Genomic DNA, 19,802 nt, shown 5'->3' on the forward strand with positions numbered 1-19,802 from the left:
AGACACAGCCACGAGAGACGACCATGACCACACGCGTAGCAATCATCGGCGCCGGCCCTTGCGGCATGGCTCAACTGCGGGCATTTCAATCGGCCAGGGACCAGGGAACGCCCATCCCGGAACTGGTCTGCTACGAAAAACAGCAAGACTGGGGCGGCATGTGGAATTACACATGGCGCACCGGTCTGGACGAGAACGGCGAACCGGTACACGGCAGCATGTACCGCTATTTGTGGTCCAACGGACCGAAAGAGTGCCTGGAGTTCGCCGACTACAGTTTCGAGGAACATTTTGGACGCCCTATCGGCTCGTATCCGCCACGGGAAGTGCTGTGGGACTACATCAAGGGTCGCGTGGAAAAAGCCGGGGTTCGCGACTACATCCGTTTCAACAATGTGGTGCGCCAAGTCACCTTTAGCGAAGAGACTCGCCGCTTCACGGTGGTCGCACACGACCATGGCAGCGATACCCGGACCTCGGAAGAGTTCGACTATGTGATCAACGCCTGCGGGCATTTTTCGACGCCGAAGATGCCGCACTTCCCCGGGTTCGAGCAGTTCGGCGGGCGTATCCTGCACGCCCATGATTTCCGCGAGGCGCTGGAGTTCAAGGGCAAGGATCTGCTGATTGTCGGCAGTAGCTATTCCGCCGAAGACATCGGTTCCCAGTGCTACAAATACGGCGCCCGCAGCATCACCAGCTGCTACCGCACCGCACCCATGGGCTATGACTGGCCCGCCAATTGGGAAGAAAAGCCGCTGTTGCAACGCCTGGAAAAAAACCGCGCGTACTTTATCGACGGCACCCACAAGCACATCGACGCGGTGATCCTCTGCACCGGCTACAAACATCACTTCCCCTTCCTGCCGGACGAGCTGTGCCTCAAGACCGATAACCGACTGTGGCCGATGAACCTGTACAAGGGCATTTTCTGGCAGCCCAACCCGCAACTGATCTACCTCGGCATGCAGGACCAGTGGTACTCGTTCAACATGTTCGACGCCCAGTCCTGGTACGCCCGCGACGTGATCCTGCAACGCATCGCTTTACCCGAGCAGACACAAAGGGCCGCCGATATCCAGGAGTGGCATGCCCGCGAACAGCAGCTTGAAACCAACCAGCAGATGTTCGAATACCAGGGCGCCTATATCCAGCAACTGGTGGACGCCACCGATTACCCGAACTTCGATATCGCCGGGGTCAACGACACCTTCCTGCACTGGAAGCACGACAAGGCCCACAACATCATGGGTTACCGCGACAAATCCTACCGATCGCTGATGACCGGCACCCAGTCGCCACCCCACCACACGCCTTGGCTGCATGCCCTGGACGATTCCATGGCGGCGTACCTCGGTGAACCGCCGATGTCCGTCAAGTCGATCGGTTGACCCGGGAGCCCCACCATGAATGCACCTCGTGTTTCCCGCCCGCGGGAGCCCGGACTCTTTGCCCGGGCCCCGGCCCTGGAGCGCTATCGGGTGACCGCTGGCGGCCTGACCCTTGTCGCGTTGCAGCCCGGCGACAGCTTGCAAGTGATCGACCTCGAAGGCCGGCAACCCTGCGAATTGCTGGCCATCGATACGCTGGGTCGCAGCGCCCTGGCAGCCTGGACGCTGAGCGGTTCGACGGCCTGCGGATTCATCGGCGCACGGCTCGCCGAACCGACCTTGCAATCGCGTCGCATTGGCCAGGCGCTGAGCCGACGTGCGATTGATCCACATCACCTGCCCAGCGCCGCGTCACTCTGGGACGAGGAAAGCCCTGCCGACTTCAGCCGCCGCTTCGTCGCCAACGATGAGCTGCTAGTGATCGTCGCGGCACCCGCCGGGCCAACGGCCGTCGACCGCCAGTATCGGCCCAGCGAGCTGCGACTGCTGGTGACACGGGCCAATCCCTCACCCCTGCTGCTGCCACACTTGCCCGAGCCGCTGGGTGAGCTGCTGGACGAGTTCACCCTCAGCGCCGGCACCGCCCACAGCTACACCGTCGGCAAAGGTCAGTATGTGCAAGTGCTGGATGTCGCCGGTCGCCAGTGCTCGGACTTCGTCGCTCTGGATCGACGGGCACTGGATCGCGGCCTGGAACTGGACCTGGACCAGACCGTGACCCGCACCCTCAACGGCAGCGCCTATCCGGCACCGGGACTGTTCTCAAAGTTTTTCGACCGGCAGATGCAGCCGATGCTGGAGGTGGTGCGTGACACCGTCGGCCGCCACGACTCCTTCGCCCTGGCCTGCGCCGCGCGCTACTACGAGAGCCATGGCTACTTCGGGCACGACAACTGCAGCGACAACCTCAGCCGAGTGCTCGCATCCCATGGGGTCAAGGCCCGCAATGGCTGGCCGGCGATCAATTTCTTTTTCAATACCGGAATCGACGCGCACCAGCAGATGACCCTGGATGAACCCTGGTCGCGCCCCGGCGACTACGTGCTGCTGCGGGCCATGACCGACCTGCTGTGCGGCAGTACCTCGTGCCCGGATGACATCGACCCAGCCAATGGCTGGAACCCGACCGATATCCATGTCCGCATCTACAGCGAAAAGGAGCATTTTTCCATCGCCATGAGCACTCGAACCACGGCCGATGCCGACCCGATTCTTACCCGTGAGTCCGCGTTCCACTCACGCACCAGCGCCTTGACCGGCAGCTTCGTCGACTACCGCAACTGGTGGCTGCCGCTGCGCTATGACGGCTATGGCGCGATCGAGGAATACCTCGGTTGCCGCGAGCGGGTAGCGGTGATGGACCTGACCGCCCTGCGCAAATTCGAAATCATCGGCCCCGACGCGGAAGCCTTGTTGCAGTACTGCCTGACCCGCGACGTGCGGCGCCTGGCGGTGGGTCAAGTGGTGTATTCGGCGATGTGTCACGAGCACGGCGGCATGCTCGACGACGGCACCCTGCTGCGCCTGGGCCCGGACAACTTCCGCTGGATCTGCGGCGAGGATTACGCCGGGGTCTGGCTGCGCGAACAGGCGCAAAAGCTCGGGATGAAGGTCTGGATCAAGTCCGCCAGCGAGCAGATTCACAACCTGGCGGTGCAAGGCCCGATGAGCCGCGATTTACTCAAGCAAATGGTCTGGACCGCGCCTAACCAGCCGAGTCTGGAAACCCTTGGCTGGTTCCGTTTTCTGGTGGGACGCCTAGACGGTTACGACGGCTGCCCGCTGATGATCTCGCGCACCGGTTACACCGGCGAATTGGGCTACGAAGTCTGGTGCCAGCCCGAGGATGCCGAGCGGATCTGGGACCGGATCTGGCAACTGGGCCAACCTTTTGGCCTGGTGCCGCTGGGCCTGGAAGCACTGGACATGCTGCGCATCGAAGCCGGACTGATTTTTGCCGGCTACGAGTTCAGCGACCAGACCGATCCGTTCGAGGCCGGTATCGGCTTTTGCGTACCGCTGAAAAGCAAAACCGATGACTTCATAGGCCGCGACGCCCTGTTGCGGCGCAGCGCCCATCCCGCTCACAAACTGGTGGGCTTGCAACTGAGCGGCAACGAAGGCGCCCACCACGGCGACCCGGTGTACCGCGGCCGGGCTCAGGTCGGGGTCATCACCAGTGCCTGCCGCTCGCCGCTGCTGGCCAGCAATATCGCGCTGTGCCGGGTCGACGTGGCCTGCGCCGACGTCGGCACAGCGTTGGAGATCGGCAAAGTCGATGGCCTGCAGAAGCGCATCAGCGCCACGGTCACCGCAGCGATTTTCTACGACCCCGACAAGAGCCGGGTACGCAGTTGATCGATCACATGAACTTAAGCGCCACCCGACTTTGACTGCCCCACTACCACTCTACTCAGACATGGGAATACGAAGATGGAAGCGACTACGTTCGAGGCCGTACCGCAGGCCGCCAGCTCAGTGGGCAGCCTGCACCGCAAGATCGATTGGCGCGGGGCTTTCTGGGTCGCCAGTGGCGTGCCCGCCCTGGTCCTGTTCTCTATCGGCGCGATTGCCGCCACGGTAGGCAAACCGGCCTGGATCGTCTGGATTGTGTCGATCCTGTTCGGCTTCATCCAGGCCTTCACCTATGCCGAAATCGCCGGGTTGTTCCCACACAAATCCGGTGGCGCGTCGGTCTACGGTGCAGTCGCCTGGGTGCGCTACAGCAAGCTGATCGCACCGGTCTCGGTGTGGTGCAACTGGCTGGCCTGGTCCCCGGTTTTGTCCATTGGCTCGGGGCTGGCAGCCGGTTACATCCTCACCGCATTGTTCCCCGCTGATGCGTTGATCAATACCTGGCAACTGACCCTGCTTGACCTGGGCTGGGTCAAAAGCGGCCTGTCGCTACGGATCAACGCGACGTTCGCCATCGGCCTGCTGATTTTACTGACGGTGTTCGCCGTGCAGCATGGCGGCATCTTGCGCTCGGCACGCCTGACCCTGGTGCTTGGCGTGACCTCGCTGATTCCTTTGTTGCTGGTGGGCGTGGTGCCGTTGTTCACCGGGGACGCGGCCCAGGCCAACTTCCTGCCGTTGTACCCGCTGGCCCATGACGCGGCCGGGCAAGTGATCGACGGGCCTTGGGATATTTCCGGGTGGTCATTGATGGCTGGCGGCCTGTTCATGGCCGCATGGTCCACTTACGGTTTCGAAACCGCGGTGTGCTACACCCGGGAATTCAAGGACCCCAAGCGTGACACGTTCAAGGCCATTTTTTACGCCGGCCTGCTGTGCATTCTGGTGTTCACCCTGGTGCCCCTGGCGTTTCAGGGCAGCCTCGGACTCGGCCAACTGGTGACACCGGCGGTGCTCGATGCCAGCGGCGCGGTGGTCACACCGGCGGTCTACAACGGTCTGTTGTCACCCGCGATCTACAGCGGCATGGGCGTCGGCCAAGTCATGGCGGACAGCATCGGCGGCGGCAAGCTGGTGGCCAACATCGTGCTGATCATGTTGGTCCTGGCCACGCTGCTGGCAATCATGACCTCGATGTCCGGCTCTTCGCGAACCCTGTATCAGGCGTCGGTGGATGGCTGGTTGCCGAAATACCTGGGGCGCACCAACGAACACGGCGCGCCTACCGCAGCGATGTGGACCGACTTGTCGTTCAACCTGCTGCTGTTGCTGATGTCCGATTATGTGTTCGTGCTGGCCGCGTCCAACGTCAGCTACATCATCTTCAACTTCCTCAACCTCAATGCCGGCTGGATCCATCGCCTGGACCGTCCCGACTGGATACGTCCGTACAAGGCCCCGACCGTGCTATTGGCCGCGGGTGGCGTACTGAGCTTCGTCAACCTGGCGTGCATGGGGCTGGGCGCCGATATCTGGGGCACCGGTACCCTGGTGACCGGCCTGTTGCTAGCGCTGTTGATTCTTCCGGTGTTCTGCTACCGCCACTACGTGCAAGACAAAGGGCGCTTTCCCGACACGATGCTCAGCGACCTGCACATTCAGGCCGATGCCGGTCAAAAACGCGCCGGCTGGTTGCCTTATGCCACGCTGATCGCGGGTGTGCTGGTGGTGTACGGTTGCCATCAACTGGTAGCCTGAGCGCCCTTGCCTGCAGGTCTCTGATGGATCATCGGGGCGCAACGACGCCTCGATGATCACGTCCCCCTATCAATCAAGACGACGGTGACTCTTTTGATCAGCACCACCCCTGCTCTTGCCCGCGTTATCGACGGCAAAGCCATCTCTGCCCAGGTTCTCGACGAAGTGCGAGAAGAGGTTCTGGTCCTGGCCGGACAGCAGATTTACCCCGCCCTGGCCGTGCTGCTCGTCGGCGAAGACCCGGCCAGCGAGGTCTATGTGCGCAACAAATTGCTGCGCGCCAAGGAAGTCGGGATTCGCTCCCTTGAATACCGTCTGCCGGACGACGCCAGCCAGGCGCAAGTACTGGAACTGATTGCCCAACTGAATGCCGATGCCACGGTGAACGGCATTCTGGTGCAGTTGCCCTTGCCGGGCCATATCGACGAGGCATCGGTAATTCACGCCATCGACCCGATCAAGGACGTGGACGGTTTTCATCGGGAAAACGTCGGCGGCCTGGTGCAAGGCATCGAAGTCCTGACACCCTGCACACCCAGCGGCTGCATGCGTCTGCTGCAAGAAACCTGCGGTGACTTGAGCGGCTTGCACGCGGTGGTCATTGGTCGTTCGAACATTGTCGGCAAACCCATGGCGACCCTGTTGTTGCAGGCCAATTGTTCGGTCAGTGTGGTGCACTCGCGCAGCGTCGATGCACCGGCGTTGTGCAGGTTGGCGGACATTGTGGTCGCGGCGGTGGGTCGTCCTGAGATGATCGATGCCAGCTGGCTCAAACCCGGAGTAGTGGTGATCGATGTCGGCATCAATCGCATTTCCGACAAGTCGGGAAATCGTCTGGTCGGTGATGTCGATTACGCCAGTGCGCGCACGGTTGCCAGCGCGATCACGCCGGTACCCGGAGGCGTGGGGCCGATGACCATTGCGTATCTGCTGAAGAACACCCTGATCGCCAGTCAATTGCAGCGTGCCGTTGAGGCGCGGGAGCGACAGGCGATCAGTGATGCCGCGTTTACCTGAACACCACGAAAACGGCCCACGCGAAGGTGGGCCGTGTCAGTCAACATTAAAGATCAGTGGTTGTAGGCACTCTCATTGTGCTCAGCCAGATCCAGTCCCATCTCCTCCACCGACTCGTCGGCACGCAAGCCGATCACCGCGTTGATCACCTTGAGAATGATCCAGCTGATGACGAAGCAGTACACCGTCGTCAGCAACACGCCCTTGATCTGCGCCACAACCTGAGCGCCCATGGTCACGCCTTCCACCAGTCCGCCCAGGGACGGAACACAGAAAACGCCAGTCAACACCGCGCCAATCATTCCGCCGATGCCGTGCAAGCCAAACACGTCGAGGCTGTCGTCATAACCGAAGCGGCGTTTCAGCACAGTGACGCTCAAGTAGCAGAACACCCCGCACAGCAGACCGATGGCCAACGCGCCGCCGACGCCCACATACGCACACGCCGGAGTAATGCCGACCAAACCGGCCAAAGCACCGCTGGCCAGGCCCAAAGCACTCGGCTTGCCGACCTTGAACCACTCGGTGAACATCCAGCCGAGAATCCCGGCGCAAGCGCCCAGTTGGGTGTTGAGCATGACAATACCGGAAGTGCCATTGAGGCCGCCGCCGGAACCGATGTTGAAGCCGAACCAGCCGACCCAGAGCATGGCCGCGCCGGCCATGGTCAGGCTCAAGTTGTGGGCGGGCATTGGCGTATTCTGGTAACCCTTGCGCTTGCCAAGTATCAGGCATGCGGCCAACGCGGCAACGCCAGCATTGATATGCACCGCAGTGCCGCCGGCAAAATCGAGGACACCCCAGTTATGCATCAATGCGCCCGAACCACCCCAGACCATATGGGCGACAGGCGCATAAACCAGGGTAAACCACAGCGCCATGAACCACAGCGCCGCCGAGAACTTCATGCGCTCGGCGAATGCGCCGGCAATCAGCGCCGGGGTAATGATCGCGAAGGTCATCTGGAAGGTCACAAACACGCCTTCCGGAATGTCACCGACCAGGCTCTCCGGGGTCATACCGGCCAGAAAGGCCCGGCTCAAACCACCGACGAAACTGTTAAACGTCACCTGCCCCTCGACCATGCCGGTGCTGTCGACCACCATGCTGTAGCCATAGATCACCCACAGCACGCCGACCAGGCCGGCGATGCCGAAGCACTGGGTGAACAGCGAGAGCATGTTTTTCGCCCGTACCAGACCTCCGTAGAACAAAGCGAGGCCCGGCAGACACATGAACAGCACCAGCACCGCTGCGGTCACCATCCAGGCGGTGCTGCCGGTGTTCAAGGTGGGTGCATCGGCCGCCTGGGCGAGCGGCGCGAGCGCGACGGCCGCCAATAAGAAAAGAAGGGATTTGCCGAGAAGACGATTGACCATTTTCAAAGCTCCTGCAAAAGAATGGAAAGTGTCTGGCAGCGAGCAAAGTGAGTGTGCACGGGCCTCTTGAGAGACCTCTTGGTCGTTGAATGAACATGCCGCGGTCTTTCAGACCCGCTTATAACTGTGGCAGCGAGCTTGCTCGCGCTCGAGTGCGTAGCACTCGCAAAGATTCTTGGGGCCGCTTTGCAGCCCAGCGCGAGCAAGCTCGCTCGCCACAGGTTTTTGTCAGTAACCGGTACCGGAACCCGGAATCCAGTTGGTTCCCGCCAGCGGCACCCGCGCCATGGCAGCCGACTCCACGGTCAGCGCCACCAGATCCTCGGGATCGAGGTTGTGCAGGTGCGACTTGCCGCAAGCCCGGGCCATGGTCTGGGCTTCCAGCACCAACACGCGCAAGTAGTTGGCCAGACGCCGACCACCTTCCACCGGGTCCAGGCGCTTGGACAGCTCCGGGTCCTGCGTGGTGATCCCGGCCGGGTCGCGGCCGTTCTGCCAGTCATCGTAGAAACCGGCGGCCGAGCCGATTTTCTTCAGTTCCTCGTCCAGGCGTGGATGGTTATCGCCCAAGGCAATCAGCGCAGCCGTCCCGATGGCCACCGCATCCGCACCCAGCGCCATCGCCTTGGCGACGTCGGCACCGTTGCGAATCCCTCCAGAAACAATCAGCTGAACCTTGCGATGCATGCCCATCTCCTGCAAAGCTTGTACCGCTTGCGGAATGGCCGACAAAATCGGGATCCCGACGTGTTCGATGAACACTTCCTGAGTCGCTGCGGTGCCGCCTTGCATGCCGTCGAGCACAATCACGTCAGCCCCGGCTTTTACCGCCAACTTGACGTCGTAGTAAGGCCGGCTGGCGCCGATCTTCACGTAGATCGGTTTTTCCCAATCGGTGATTTCCCGCAGCTCGGCAATCTTGATCGCCAGGTCATCCGGGCCAGTCCAGTCCGGGTGACGGCAGGCGCTGCGCTGGTCGACACCGATCGGCAAGGTGCGCATGCCGGCCACGCGCTCGGTGACTTTCATCCCCAGCAACATACCGCCGCCACCGGGTTTGGCGCCCTGCCCCAGGACGATTTCAATGGCGTCGGCCTTGCGCAGATCGTCCGGGTTCATGCCATAGCGGGACGGCAAATACTGATACACCAAATGCTGCGACTGGCCGCGTTCTTCCGGGGTCATGCCGCCGTCACCGGTGGTGGTGCTGGTGCCGGCGATGGTCGCGCCACGGCCCAGGGCTTCCTTGGCATTGGCCGACAAAGCACCGAAGCTCATGCCGGCGATGGTCACCGGAATCTTCAGGTGAATCGGCTTCTTGGCGAAGCGGTTGCCGAGGATTACATCGGTACCGCACTTCTCCCGATAGCCTTCCAGCGGGTAGCGCGAAACGCTGGCGCCGAGCAGCAGCAAGTCATCAAAATGCGGCAGTTTGCGCTTGGTGCCACCGCCGCGAATATCGTAGATGCCGGTTTCCGCGGCACGCTGGATTTCCTGGATGGTCAGGCGGTCGAAGGTGGCTGACTCACGCAGCACTGGAGGGGTTTTCTCACTCATGTTATGGCTCCTGGATCAGTACGCGGACGCGTTATCGACTTTGAAGTTGTACAACTGACGGGCCGAACCGTAGCGCTTGAAGTCAGCCGCCTTGTGCTCGAAACCGGCACGCTTGAGCAGCTCTTGCAGCTCCTCCAGGTGCTCGGCACGCATCTCTTTCTCGATGCAGTCCGAGCCCAGGGACTCGACGGTGCCTTTGACGTAGATGTGGGTCTCGTACAACGAATCGCCCAGCGCATCGCCGGCATCACCGCAGACCACCAGGCGACCGGCCTGCCCCATGAAACAGCTCATGTGGCCGATGCTGCCGCCGACCACGATGTCGATACCTTTCATGGAAATCCCGCAACGGGCTCCGGCATCGCCTTCAATCACCAGCAAGCCGCCATGTGCCGTAGCTCCGGCCGCCTGCGAGGCGCTGCCTTTGACCCGGACGTAGCCGGACATCATGTTCTCGGCACAACCAACACCGACGTTGCCGTGCACGGTGATCGAGGCCTTTTGATTCATCCCCGCGCAGTAGTAACCGGCGTGACCCTGGATATCGATGGACACGGCTTCATTCACCCCGACCGCGAGGTTGTGCTTGCCATCGGAGTGAGTCACCACCCATTCGTGATCGGTAACGTTATTAACCTGATCGTGCAGCGCCTGATTGAGGTCACGCACGGTGGCAATGGAAAGATCGATGGTTTTCATGTGTGCGCTCCTTAAGCTGACTCGCGTTCCCAGATGTACATCGTCGCCGGTGCCGGCTCCCAGACTCTGGCGTTTTCGATTCCCGGCAGGCTCGACAGGGCCTGATACTCGGAGGCCATGGCAACGTAGTCGTCGGTCTCGGCAAGAATCGCCGGCTTGCAGGCAATCGGGTCGCGGATCACCGCAAAGCCGTTGCGGGTGCCGATGGCGAAGGTGAAGAAACCGTCGAGATCCTCCAGCGAGTGATCCAGCGCTTCCTTCAGTGAGTCGCCTTGCTGCAGGCGCCAGGTCAGGTAGCCGGCGGCCACTTCGGTGTCGTTGTCGGTTTCGAAGTGGATGCCTTCACGCTTGAGTTCCTGACGCAGGCGGAAGTGGTTGGAAAGCGAGCCGTTATGCACCAGGCACAGGTCGGCGCCGGTGGAAAACGGGTGGCTGCCTTCCATGGTCACCGCGCTTTCGGTGGCCATGCGGGTGTGGCCAATGATGTGGCTACCCTTCATGCCGGCCAGGCCAAAGCGTTGGGAAATTTCCTCGGGCAAGCCCATGCCCTTGAGGATTTCGATGCTTTGCCCGGCACTCATGATGCGTACGCTCGGTGCCAGTTCGGCGAGGGCCAGACGTACCGGCGCCTCCTCGGCATGGATCTTGAGTACAGCGGCGCTGGCGTTCTGGAACCAGTCCAGAGAACAGCCGAGGCGCCCTTCCAGTTCGCCCATCAGGGTTTTCCAGTCAAAGCTTTCGGTGGTCGCCTGCAGGGTCAGCTTGACCCAACCGTCCGCCACTTCATCGCCATAAATGGCGAAGCCGGCACTGTCCGGGCCACGATCGGTCATGGCCTGCAACATCGGCTCAAAGAGCTTGCCGAGCTGGGATTCCAGCTGCGGATTTTTCAGGTAAAGACCTACGATTCCACACATATCAAGTCTCCTTCGGAGGCAGTGAACGCCCGACGCCGTGCCGGGTGCCCGAATGGTTGTCAAAATGGAAAATCAGAAAAATTCGGTGTAGCGCTGGATCTCCCAATCGGAGACGTGGCGGCTGTATTCCACCCACTCCATGCGCTTGAGCTTGATGAACTCGCCAACGATCTGCGGGCCAAGCACCTCGGCGAACAATGGGTCGGCTTCGAGCGCGTCGCAGGCTTCCTTGAGCGATTGCGGCAGAGTCTTGATGCCGCGCGCGGCGATCTGCTCGAGGCTCAGGCTGTAGAGGTTTTCATTGCAGACGTGGTCGATTTCCAGCTGACGGTCGATGCCGTCCAGGCCCGCAGCGATGATCGCGGCGCTGACCAGATAAGGGTTGCAACCGGCGTCTGGCAGACGGAATTCGAGGCGGCCGTAAGGCACCCTCACCATGGCCGAACGGTTGTTGGCGCCGAAGGCGATAAAGGCTGGCGCCCAGGTCGCACCGGACAACGAATTGCCCACCACCAGACGCTTGTAGGAGTTGACCGTCGGCGCGGCGAAGGCACACAGCGCCGGGCCGTGGGCAAGCAGGCCCGCGGCGAAGTGATAGGCCATTTTCGACAGGCCCATGCCGCTCGGATCATTGGCGTCATGGAACAGGTTCTTGTTGTCGGCACTGCTGATCGACAGGTGAAAGTGCATACCGTTGCCGGCACGTTTCGGGTCGGGCTTGGGCATGAACGAGCAGATCATGCCCAGGTCATTGGCAATTTCGCCGGCGGCCATGCGGAAAAAGGTGAAGCGGTCCGCCGAGGTCATGGCATCGCTGTAGGTGTAGTTGATCTCGAACTGGCCGTTGGCGTCTTCGTGGTCAATTTGATAGACCTCGAAGTCCACGGCCTGCAGGGCTTCGGTCAGCCGCTCAAGGAAAACGCGGGAGCGCGACAAGCCTTTATAGTCGTAGCAAGGCTTGTCGAGGTTGTCGCTGGGGTCGACCAATTGCAGCTTGCCCTGCTCGTCGCGCCGCATCAGGTTGAACTCGGGTTCCAGGCCGGTGTTGAGGGTCCAGCCCTTTTCTTCCAGGCGTTGCACTTGTTGCTGCAGCACATAACGGCTGTCATACGGATGCGGCTTACCGTCGACGTGGCCGACGCACACCACCCGCCCGTAACCCGGCTGCCAGGGCACCGGGGTCAGGGTGGACAAGTCGCCGCGAGCCATAAAGTCCGGACCGTGGGGCTCCATGCCCATGCCACTGATCGCGAACCCGGCAAAACCCGCCCCCTCTTCGGCGACGGTCTTGAGCCCACAGATCGGCACCGACTTGGTCTTGGCCGCACCGTGAATATCCACAAATTGCGCAAGCACGTACTTGATCCCGTGCTTGTCGATGATGCGCTGGGTTTCTGCTGGCAACATTGCTCGTCACTCCTCGCGAAAGGCAAAACATTCTGGATGGGCCTTGACCGTCTTTTTATTCCTAAAAAGAAAGTTATTTTCCCAATAGGAATGCAAAGCCCTTGCCAGATTCGCGAGTGAAACGTCGAAACGCCGTGACAGGCGCTTTTGTGCTGTATATATGGGAATATTCTTTTCCCTGTGGGAATACTGCCCGCAGGGCAGGCGCCAAGCGTCGCCATTTGCACTTTCTCAGTGCGAAACTAATATTACTGAACGGAAAGTGTGCAGGATCTGATGACTATGTCGACCGAAACCGCCCCGCGCCTCAAGCTTGAGCAATATCTGGGATTGCAGATCAAGCGCCAGCGCCAGGCTCAGGATCTGAAATTGTCTGACGTGGCCAAGATTGCCGATATCAGTCAGGGCATGTTGAGCAAGATCGAAAACGCCCAGGTGTCCACCAGCCTCGATACCCTGAGCCGTCTGTGCGACGTGCTTGGTCTGCCACTGTCCAAGTTGTTCAGCGAATATGACCAGCAGGACGGCAGCGCGCTGTTGGTCAAGGCCGATCAGGGCATGGAAGTGGTGCGCCGCGGCACCGAGAAAGGCCATACGTACCATTTGCTCAACCACACCCGTGGGCCAAAGAAGAGCTTCGAGGCCTACATGGTCAGCATGGATGACGCGAGTGAGGAGTTTCCGACCTTCTCCCACCCCGGCACCGAATTCCTCCACCTGCTGGAAGGTGAACTGATCTATCGCCACGGCAATCAGCTCTACCGCATGGAGGCTGGCGACAGCTTGACGTTTGAAGGCGAAATTCCTCACGGCCCCGAGCAACTGGTGCAAGTGCCGATCCGCCTGCTGTCGATCATGAACTACGGCAGCGACAAAGAGTAACGCCCCCTCTTCCCCCGCTTTGCCCCGCCTTGAGGCCGACCCACGTCGGCCTCAAGCATTTTCCTGCCAGTTAAAAAACTTTCTTAAAAGCTCTAGACGTGACACACCCATTTCCCCTATAAAGCCACAAACAGGAATAATTTATTCCCCACAAGAAAATGCGCTCATGGATGAGCCTGCTGTCCGCTGACACTTTTTTCGCTATGCGATGAGCTGCCGCCATCATCCCGAGGACGTGTCATGCAACACGAAAAAAACCATTTCATCATCAAGATCACCTGTCCCGCGGTGTCCGGCATCGTCGCTGCCGTCACCACTTACCTGGCGGACAACAGTTGCTACATCGGGGAGATGGCGCAATTCGACGACGACTTCAGCGGCCGTTTTTTCATGCGTGCGGTATTCCGCTTCAACGACGGCCATCAGGGCGACATTCAACAGATCAAGGACGGCTTCGCCGACGTCGCCAAGGCGTTCGAGATGACCTGGGAATTGCATGACACCCGCGAGCCGATGCGCGTGCTGCTGATGGTCAGCAAATTTGACCACTGCCTGACCGACCTGCTCTACCGCTACCACAAGGGCGAGATGGACATGACCATCACCGCCATCGTCTCCAACCACCTCGACTTGCGGCCAATGGCCGAACGCGAGGGCATTCGCTTCATCTACCTGCCTGTCACCAAAGACACCAAAGCCCGGCAGGAAGCCGAGCTGATGAAGATCGTCGACGACACCGGCACCGAACTTGTGGTGTTGGCGCGCTACATGCAGATCCTCTCCGATGACCTGTGCAAGCAACTCTCGGGTCGGGCGATCAACATTCACCATTCGTTCTTGCCCGGTTTCAAAGGCGCCAAGCCTTATCACCAGGCCTACCAGCGTGGCGTGAAACTGATCGGCGCCACCGCCCATTACGTCACCAGCGACCTCGACGAGGGACCGATCATTGAGCAGGAAGTGCAGCGTGTCGACCACGTCTACCTGCCCGACGACCTGGTCGCCACCGGTCGCGACACCGAAACCGTGGCCCTGTCCAAGGCGGTCAAGTACCACCTGGAGCATCGGGTTTTCCTCAACCAGGACAGAACGGTGATCTTCCGGTGAACATGCACAAGTTGATTGACGGCAAAGCCACCGCTGCCCGCGTGCTGGTACAGGTCCGCAAGGACGTGGAGCGCCTGCGCGAGCAAGACATTCAACCGGCACTGGCGGTGATTCTGGTGGGCAGCGACCCGGCCAGCCAGGTCTACGTGCGAAACAAGATCCTGCGCGCCGAAGAGGTGGGTATCCGCTCGCTGGAACATCGGCTGTCCACGGACACCAGCACTGAACAGTTACTCATTCTGATCGCCCGATTGAATGCCGATCGCTCGATCCACGGCATTCTTCTGCAGCTGCCGCTGCCTTCGCATATCGATGAATTACGCGCACTGGAGGCTATCGCTCCGGACAAGGATGTAGACGGGTTCCACAGTCAGAACGTCGGTGGTCTCAGCCAGGGTCGCACGGTGCTCGCGCCCTGCACCCCCAGTGGTTGTTTGTATTTGCTGGAACAAACCTGCGGTGATTTACGCGGCAAGCACGCAGTGGTGATCGGCCGCTCGAACATCGTCGGCAAACCCATGGCAGCGTTGTTGCTGCAGGCCGACTGCTCGGTGACCGTCCTGCATTCGCGCAGCCCGGATCCGCAGGCTCTGTGCCGGCAGGCAGACATCGTCATCGCCGCCGTGGGTCGCCCAAGGCTGATCGACGCCAGTTGGCTCAAGCCAGGCGCCGTGGTGATTGACGTCGGCATCAACCGCATCGAAGACGATGGCCGCAACCGTCTGGTAGGCGATGTCGACTTCGACAGCGCCCTACCCCATGTCGCAGCGATCACCCCGGTCCCTGGTGGTGTCGGGCCGATGACCATCGCCTTTCTGATGAAGAACACCGTGACCGCAGCCCTTGCGCAACACCAGGCTCAACGCAGCCAATCGGAGGCTCTATGCCATTCAATCTATTGAAATACGGGCTGAGCTCGGAGTACCCGGTGGAAGTGGATTTGCCGCCACCGCGGGAACTCAAGTCGAGCTATGACGTGGTGATCATCGGTGCCGGCGGCCACGGTCTGGCCACCGCTTACTACCTGGCCAAGTACCACGGCATCACCAACATCGCGGTGCTGGAAAAGTCTTACCTGGGCGGCGGCAACACCGCGCGCAACACCGCGGTGATCCGCTCCAACTACCTGACCAGCGAAGGTGTGCGCTTTTATGCCGAGTCGGTGCGCATGTTCCAGTCGCTGTCCAACGAATTCGACTTCAACATCATGTACTCCGAGCGCGGCCAACTGACCCTGGCCCACACCGATGCCACGGTGCGTTCGTTCCGGCAGCGAGCCGAGGTCAACAAACACTTTGGCGGCCGTACCGAGATGATCGACCGGCAGCAGATCCGCGAACTGGTGCCCAGCCTCAACCTCGATCCCGGCCACTTGCCGGTGATCGCCGGGCTCTGGCATATCGACGGCGCCACCGCGCGCCATGACGCGGTGGCCTGGGGTTACGCCAAACAAGCAGCCAAGCGCGGCGTGGAAATCCATCAGCTCACCGAAGTCCAGGACCTGATCATCGAGAACGGCGCCATCACCGCCGTCAAGACCAACCGAGGCACCATCAAATGCGGTTGTGCGGTGCAGGCGATTGCCGGGCACAGTTCTTTGCTGATGGCCAAGGCCGGGATCCGTTCGCCGATCCAGACCTTCCCGCTGCAAGCGATGGTCACCCAGCCGTTCAAACCGTTTCTCGATCCGCTGGTGAGTTCCTCCGCCCTGCACTGCTACGTGCAACAGACCAGCCGCGGTGAAGTGGTTTTCGGCGGTGGCTCCGATCCCTATCCGCTGTTCAACACCCGCTCGACGCTGGACCTCAAGGAAAGCCTGCTCGCCCATGCGATCGAAATGTTCCCGTTCCTGGCCAACGCCAAGCTTATGCGCCAATGGGCCGGCATCACCGACATGACCCCGGATTACAGCCCGATCATGGGCCTGTCGCCGGTGAAGAATTACTACCTCGACGCCGGCTGGGGTACCTGGGGCTTCAAGGCCACGCCGATCTGCGGCAAGACCATGGCCGAGTTGGTGGCCAGCGGCGGCAAGGTGCCGGAGCTGATCAAACCCTTCGGTCTTGAGCGCTTCTCAACCTTCCAGCAAGTCAACGAAATGGGCGCCACGGCGGCCAGTCACTGACGGAGAGCGGACTATGAAAATCATGAATTGCCCGCTCAACGGGCCGCGCAATATCAGCGAGTTCACCTATGGCGGTGAATTCAAGCCGATGCCTGACCCGGTCAGTTGCAGCGACGCCGAATGGGCCGACTACGTGTTCAACACCGACAACCTCGCCGGTGTGGTGCGCGAATGGTGGATGCACACGCCCTCCAGCTACTGGTTTCTGGCGGAGCGTCACACCATCAGCGATGAAATCCTGCGCACCTTCGACCCTAAAGAACTGTTCACCACCCGCGTCGACTTCAGCGCCGCCAAGGAGATCGCAGGATGAATCGCCTACCCGCCCCCATGGGCTTGCTGATCGACCGTGATCAACCGCTGGATTTCAGCTTCGACGGCCACCGCTACCAAGGCTTGCAAGGCGACAGCATCGCCAGTGCCCTGTTGGCCAACGGGCGTTTCCTGATCTCCCGTTCGTTCAAATACCATCGCCCGCGTGGCCCGCTGACCATGGCCGGCCAGGACGCCAACAGCCTGGTGCAGTTGCCCGAAGAACCCAACGTGCTGGCCGACGCACATGCGTTGTCCGCTGGGTTGCAGGTGACGGCGCAGAACGTCAACGGCTCGCTGGATAACGACAAGGACGCCTACCTCGGCAAGTTCTCGAAATTCATGCCGGTGGGTTTCTACTACCGCTCGTTCTACAAACCCAAGGGCATGTGGAAAGTCTGGGAACCGATCATTCGCAAGAAGGCCGGCCTCGGTGTGCTCGACCTGACCTTCCGGCCCGAGTACTACGACAAGGCTTACCTTTTCACCGACCTGGCAGTCATCGGCGCCGGCCCCGCCGGGCTCCATGCGGCGCTGACGGCAGCCAACGCGGGGGCCAAGGTGTTGCTCATCGAGCAACAACCGGTTCTCGGCGGTTCGCTCACCTATGCCCGCTTCGATATCGAAGGCAACAGGGCTGAAAACCTGCGCCGCGAACTGCTCGCTGCGGTAGAGCAACACGCCAATATCCAGATCCTGACCGAAGCCACTTGCAACGCCTGGTTCACCGACAACTACCTGCCGGTGATTCAGGGCAAACGCATGTACAAGGTCCGCGCCCGCCAGTGCCTGGTGTGCAGCGGGGCCTTCGATCAACCGGTGATCTTTCGCAACAACGACCTGCCGGGCGTGATGCTGACCAGCGCCGCGCAACGACTGATGAAACTGTATGCAGTCAAACCCGGTAAACGCGCCGTGGTGCTGACAGGCAACGATGACGGTTACCTCGCCGCGCTGGATCTGCATGACCAGGGCGTGGAGGTCGTCGCTGTGGCGGACCTGCGCCATGGTCCTTCGGACGAATCCTTGCTGCGCGCACTGGCACAACGCAAGATCTACCATCAGAGCAACAGCACCGTATATGAGGCCCAGCACGAGAAAGGCATGCGCCATATCAACGGCGTCGACGTGCGCAAGATCACCGCACAAGGCCAGGTCGCCGAGAGCGGGCAACACCTGGAGTGCGATTTACTGTGCATGTCCGCCGGTTACATGCCGGTCTATCAACTGCTGTGCCAGGCCGGCGGCAAACTGGCCTACGACGATCAGCGTGCCGAGTTCACGCTCAGCGGCCTGCCTAAGAATCTGAATGTCGCCGGCTCGGTCAACGGTCGTCACCTGCTGGATAACGTGATTGCCGATGGTGTGAATGCCGGTTCCGAAGCCGCTCTCGCGCTGGGTCTGACGGTCAGCACGCAACGCGTGCCATTCAACGGCGAGGCTCGGGTCAACTTTAATTGGCCAATCTTCCCGCACCCCAAGGGCAAGGACTTCGTCGACTTCGACGAGGATCTGCAAGTGGCCGACATCGTCAACGCCACCCGGATCGGCTATCGCGACGTGCAACTGGTCAAGCGCTACTCCACCGTCGGCATGGGCCCGTCTCAAGGTCGTCACTCGGCGCTGCCGACCGCGCGGTTGGTGGCCTGGGCCACCCAACGCAACATCAGTGAAACCGGCGTGACCACGGCGCGACCGCCGTTTGTGGCTGAAAAACTGGCGCATGTCGCCGGTCGCGCGTTCGACCCGTACCGGCAAACGCCGATGCACGCTCGTCACCTGCAAGCTGGCGCGAAGATGATGCCTGCGGGCATCTGGCAACGCCCGGCCTACTACGGCAACGCCAAGGATCGCGAGACATGCATGCAGGCCGAAGCCCTGCACGTGCGCAACAAGGTCGGCATCATCGATGTCTCGACCCTCGGTGGCCTGGATGTGCGCGGTCCGGACGCGGCCGAACTGCTCAATCGGATGTACACCTTTGCGTTCCTCAAGCAGCCGATCGGCCGCTCCCGTTATGCGCTGATGACCAATGAGCACGGCGTGGTAATCGACGACGGCGTCTGTGCGCGGTTTGCCGAGAACCATTTCTATGTCACTGCCACCACCAGCGGTGTCGACCGGATCTATCAGCAGATGCTCAAGTGGAACGCGCAATGGCGCCTCGACGTGGATGTCGCCAACGTCACTGCGGCCATTTGTGCAGTCAACGTCGCCGGGCCGAACTCGCGCAAGGTGCTGGAACAGGTCTGCACCGACCTCGACCTGAGCGCCGATGCCTTCCCTTATCTGGGCGTTCGCCAGGGCACCGTGGCCGGTATCAAGGCCCGCATGCTACGAGTCGGTTTCGTCGGCGAGTTGGGTTATGAAATCCACGTGCCCGCGCGTCACGGGCTCATGCTCTGGGACGCACTGATTGAGGCTGGCAAAGCGCATGATATCCGACCGTTCGGCGTCGAAACCCAACGCCTGCTGCGCCTGGAAAAAGGCCATGTGATCATCAGTCAGGACACCGACGGCATGACCCACCCGGCAGAAATCGACATGGGCTGGGCGGTCAATCGCACCAAGCCGTTCTTCGTCGGCCGGCGCTCGGTAGACATCCTCGAAGCCCAGCCGCTGAAACGCAAACTGGTGGGCTTCAGCCTGCCAAAAGGTAGCCTGCAGCCACTGGAAGGTCATCTGGTGCTCAACGGCCCGGACATCAGCGGCAACGTCACCTCCTGCGAGTATTCCGCCTCTCTGGGCAAGATCATCGGCCTGGCCTACGCCGGCATCGACCAGAGCACGCCTGGGCAACGGATTCCGATCCGCGTCGAAGGCAGCATCGTGGTCCAGGCCGATGTAGTGCAGTTGCCCTTCTTCGATCCCGACAACCAACGCCAGGAGCTTTGAA

General features: G+C 61.0%; 15 protein-coding genes. 10 read left to right on the forward strand and 5 right to left on the reverse strand.

Annotation, left to right across the window (positions count from 1 at the left end):
- Positions 1-23 precede the first annotated feature (23 nt).
- The 4 genes from AB7M29_RS20525 to folD (AB7M29_RS20540) all read left to right on the forward strand — a co-directional run bounded on the left by AB7M29_RS20525 (position 24) and on the right by folD (AB7M29_RS20540) (position 6,521).
- Positions 24-1,391, forward strand: coding sequence for an NAD(P)-binding domain-containing protein (locus AB7M29_RS20525; RefSeq protein ID WP_454247719.1), 1,368 nt, complete (start codon positions 24-26; stop codon positions 1,389-1,391).
- A 15-nt stretch (positions 1,392-1,406) separates the two neighbouring features.
- A complete protein-coding gene (locus AB7M29_RS20530; protein WP_454247720.1) occupies positions 1,407-3,749 on the forward strand; it encodes a DUF1989 domain-containing protein in 2,343 nt (780 codons plus the stop codon).
- Positions 3,750-3,824: 75 nt separating this feature from the next.
- Entirely contained in the window at positions 3,825-5,504 is a 1,680-nt protein-coding gene (locus AB7M29_RS20535; protein WP_454247721.1) for an APC family permease, read from the forward strand.
- A gap of 93 nt (positions 5,505-5,597) precedes the next feature.
- Entirely contained in the window at positions 5,598-6,521 is a 924-nt protein-coding gene (gene folD, locus AB7M29_RS20540; protein WP_454247722.1) for a bifunctional methylenetetrahydrofolate dehydrogenase/methenyltetrahydrofolate cyclohydrolase FolD, read from the forward strand.
- A 53-nt stretch (positions 6,522-6,574) separates the two neighbouring features.
- Here the strand turns inward: folD (AB7M29_RS20540) and AB7M29_RS20545 are convergent, their stop codons facing one another.
- The 5 genes from AB7M29_RS20545 to glnT all read right to left on the reverse strand — a co-directional run bounded on the left by AB7M29_RS20545 (position 6,575) and on the right by glnT (position 12,480).
- A complete protein-coding gene (locus tag AB7M29_RS20545) occupies positions 6,575-7,900 on the reverse strand; it encodes an ammonium transporter (protein WP_454247723.1) in 1,326 nt (441 codons plus the stop codon).
- Between the two features lie 228 nt (positions 7,901-8,128).
- Positions 8,129-9,457, reverse strand: coding sequence for an FMN-binding glutamate synthase family protein (locus AB7M29_RS20550; RefSeq protein ID WP_339491984.1), 1,329 nt, complete (start codon positions 9,455-9,457; stop codon positions 8,129-8,131).
- 15 nt (positions 9,458-9,472) lie between these two features.
- Positions 9,473-10,156 (reverse strand): GltB/FmdC/FwdC-like GXGXG domain-containing protein, encoded by a 684-nt coding sequence (locus AB7M29_RS20555; protein ID WP_454247724.1) that lies wholly within the window; start codon positions 10,154-10,156, stop codon positions 9,473-9,475.
- An 11-nt stretch (positions 10,157-10,167) separates the two neighbouring features.
- Positions 10,168-11,073, reverse strand: coding sequence for a class II glutamine amidotransferase (locus AB7M29_RS20560; protein WP_454247725.1), 906 nt, complete (start codon positions 11,071-11,073; stop codon positions 10,168-10,170).
- 72 nt (positions 11,074-11,145) lie between these two features.
- Positions 11,146-12,480, reverse strand: coding sequence for a type III glutamate--ammonia ligase (glnT, locus tag AB7M29_RS20565; protein WP_454247726.1), 1,335 nt, complete (start codon positions 12,478-12,480; stop codon positions 11,146-11,148).
- A gap of 282 nt (positions 12,481-12,762) precedes the next feature.
- Here glnT and AB7M29_RS20570 point away from each other — a divergent pair, with 282 nt between their 5' ends.
- From AB7M29_RS20570 to AB7M29_RS20595, 6 genes are all read left to right on the forward strand, one after another.
- The gene (locus tag AB7M29_RS20570) at positions 12,763-13,362 is read left to right on the forward strand and encodes a helix-turn-helix domain-containing protein (protein WP_123366042.1); all 600 of its coding nucleotides are present in this window, start codon (positions 12,763-12,765) and stop codon (positions 13,360-13,362) included.
- A gap of 240 nt (positions 13,363-13,602) precedes the next feature.
- Positions 13,603-14,469, forward strand: coding sequence for a formyltetrahydrofolate deformylase (purU, locus tag AB7M29_RS20575; protein ID WP_454247727.1), 867 nt, complete (start codon positions 13,603-13,605; stop codon positions 14,467-14,469).
- Positions 14,466-15,371, forward strand: coding sequence for a bifunctional methylenetetrahydrofolate dehydrogenase/methenyltetrahydrofolate cyclohydrolase FolD (gene folD, locus AB7M29_RS20580; RefSeq protein WP_454247728.1), 906 nt, complete (start codon positions 14,466-14,468; stop codon positions 15,369-15,371). Before purU ends, folD (AB7M29_RS20580) begins: the two co-directional genes overlap by 4 nt.
- Positions 15,353-16,594: an FAD-dependent oxidoreductase gene (locus AB7M29_RS20585; protein ID WP_454247729.1), complete on the forward strand. Its 1,242-nt coding sequence runs from the start codon at positions 15,353-15,355 to the stop codon at positions 16,592-16,594. The genes folD (AB7M29_RS20580) and AB7M29_RS20585 overlap by 19 nt, the downstream gene beginning before the upstream one ends.
- A 13-nt stretch (positions 16,595-16,607) precedes the next feature.
- Positions 16,608-16,907 carry a sarcosine oxidase subunit delta gene (locus AB7M29_RS20590; protein ID WP_454247730.1) on the forward strand — a complete coding sequence of 100 codons (300 nt, stop codon included), beginning with the start codon at positions 16,608-16,610 and terminating at the stop codon, positions 16,905-16,907.
- The gene (locus AB7M29_RS20595; protein ID WP_454247731.1) at positions 16,904-19,801 is read left to right on the forward strand and encodes a 2Fe-2S iron-sulfur cluster-binding protein; all 2,898 of its coding nucleotides are present in this window, start codon (positions 16,904-16,906) and stop codon (positions 19,799-19,801) included. The genes AB7M29_RS20590 and AB7M29_RS20595 overlap by 4 nt, the downstream gene beginning before the upstream one ends.
- The last annotated feature ends 1 nt before the right edge of the window (position 19,802 follow it).

The sequence above is a fragment of the Pseudomonas sp. F-14 TE3623 genome, from assembly GCF_053629015.1.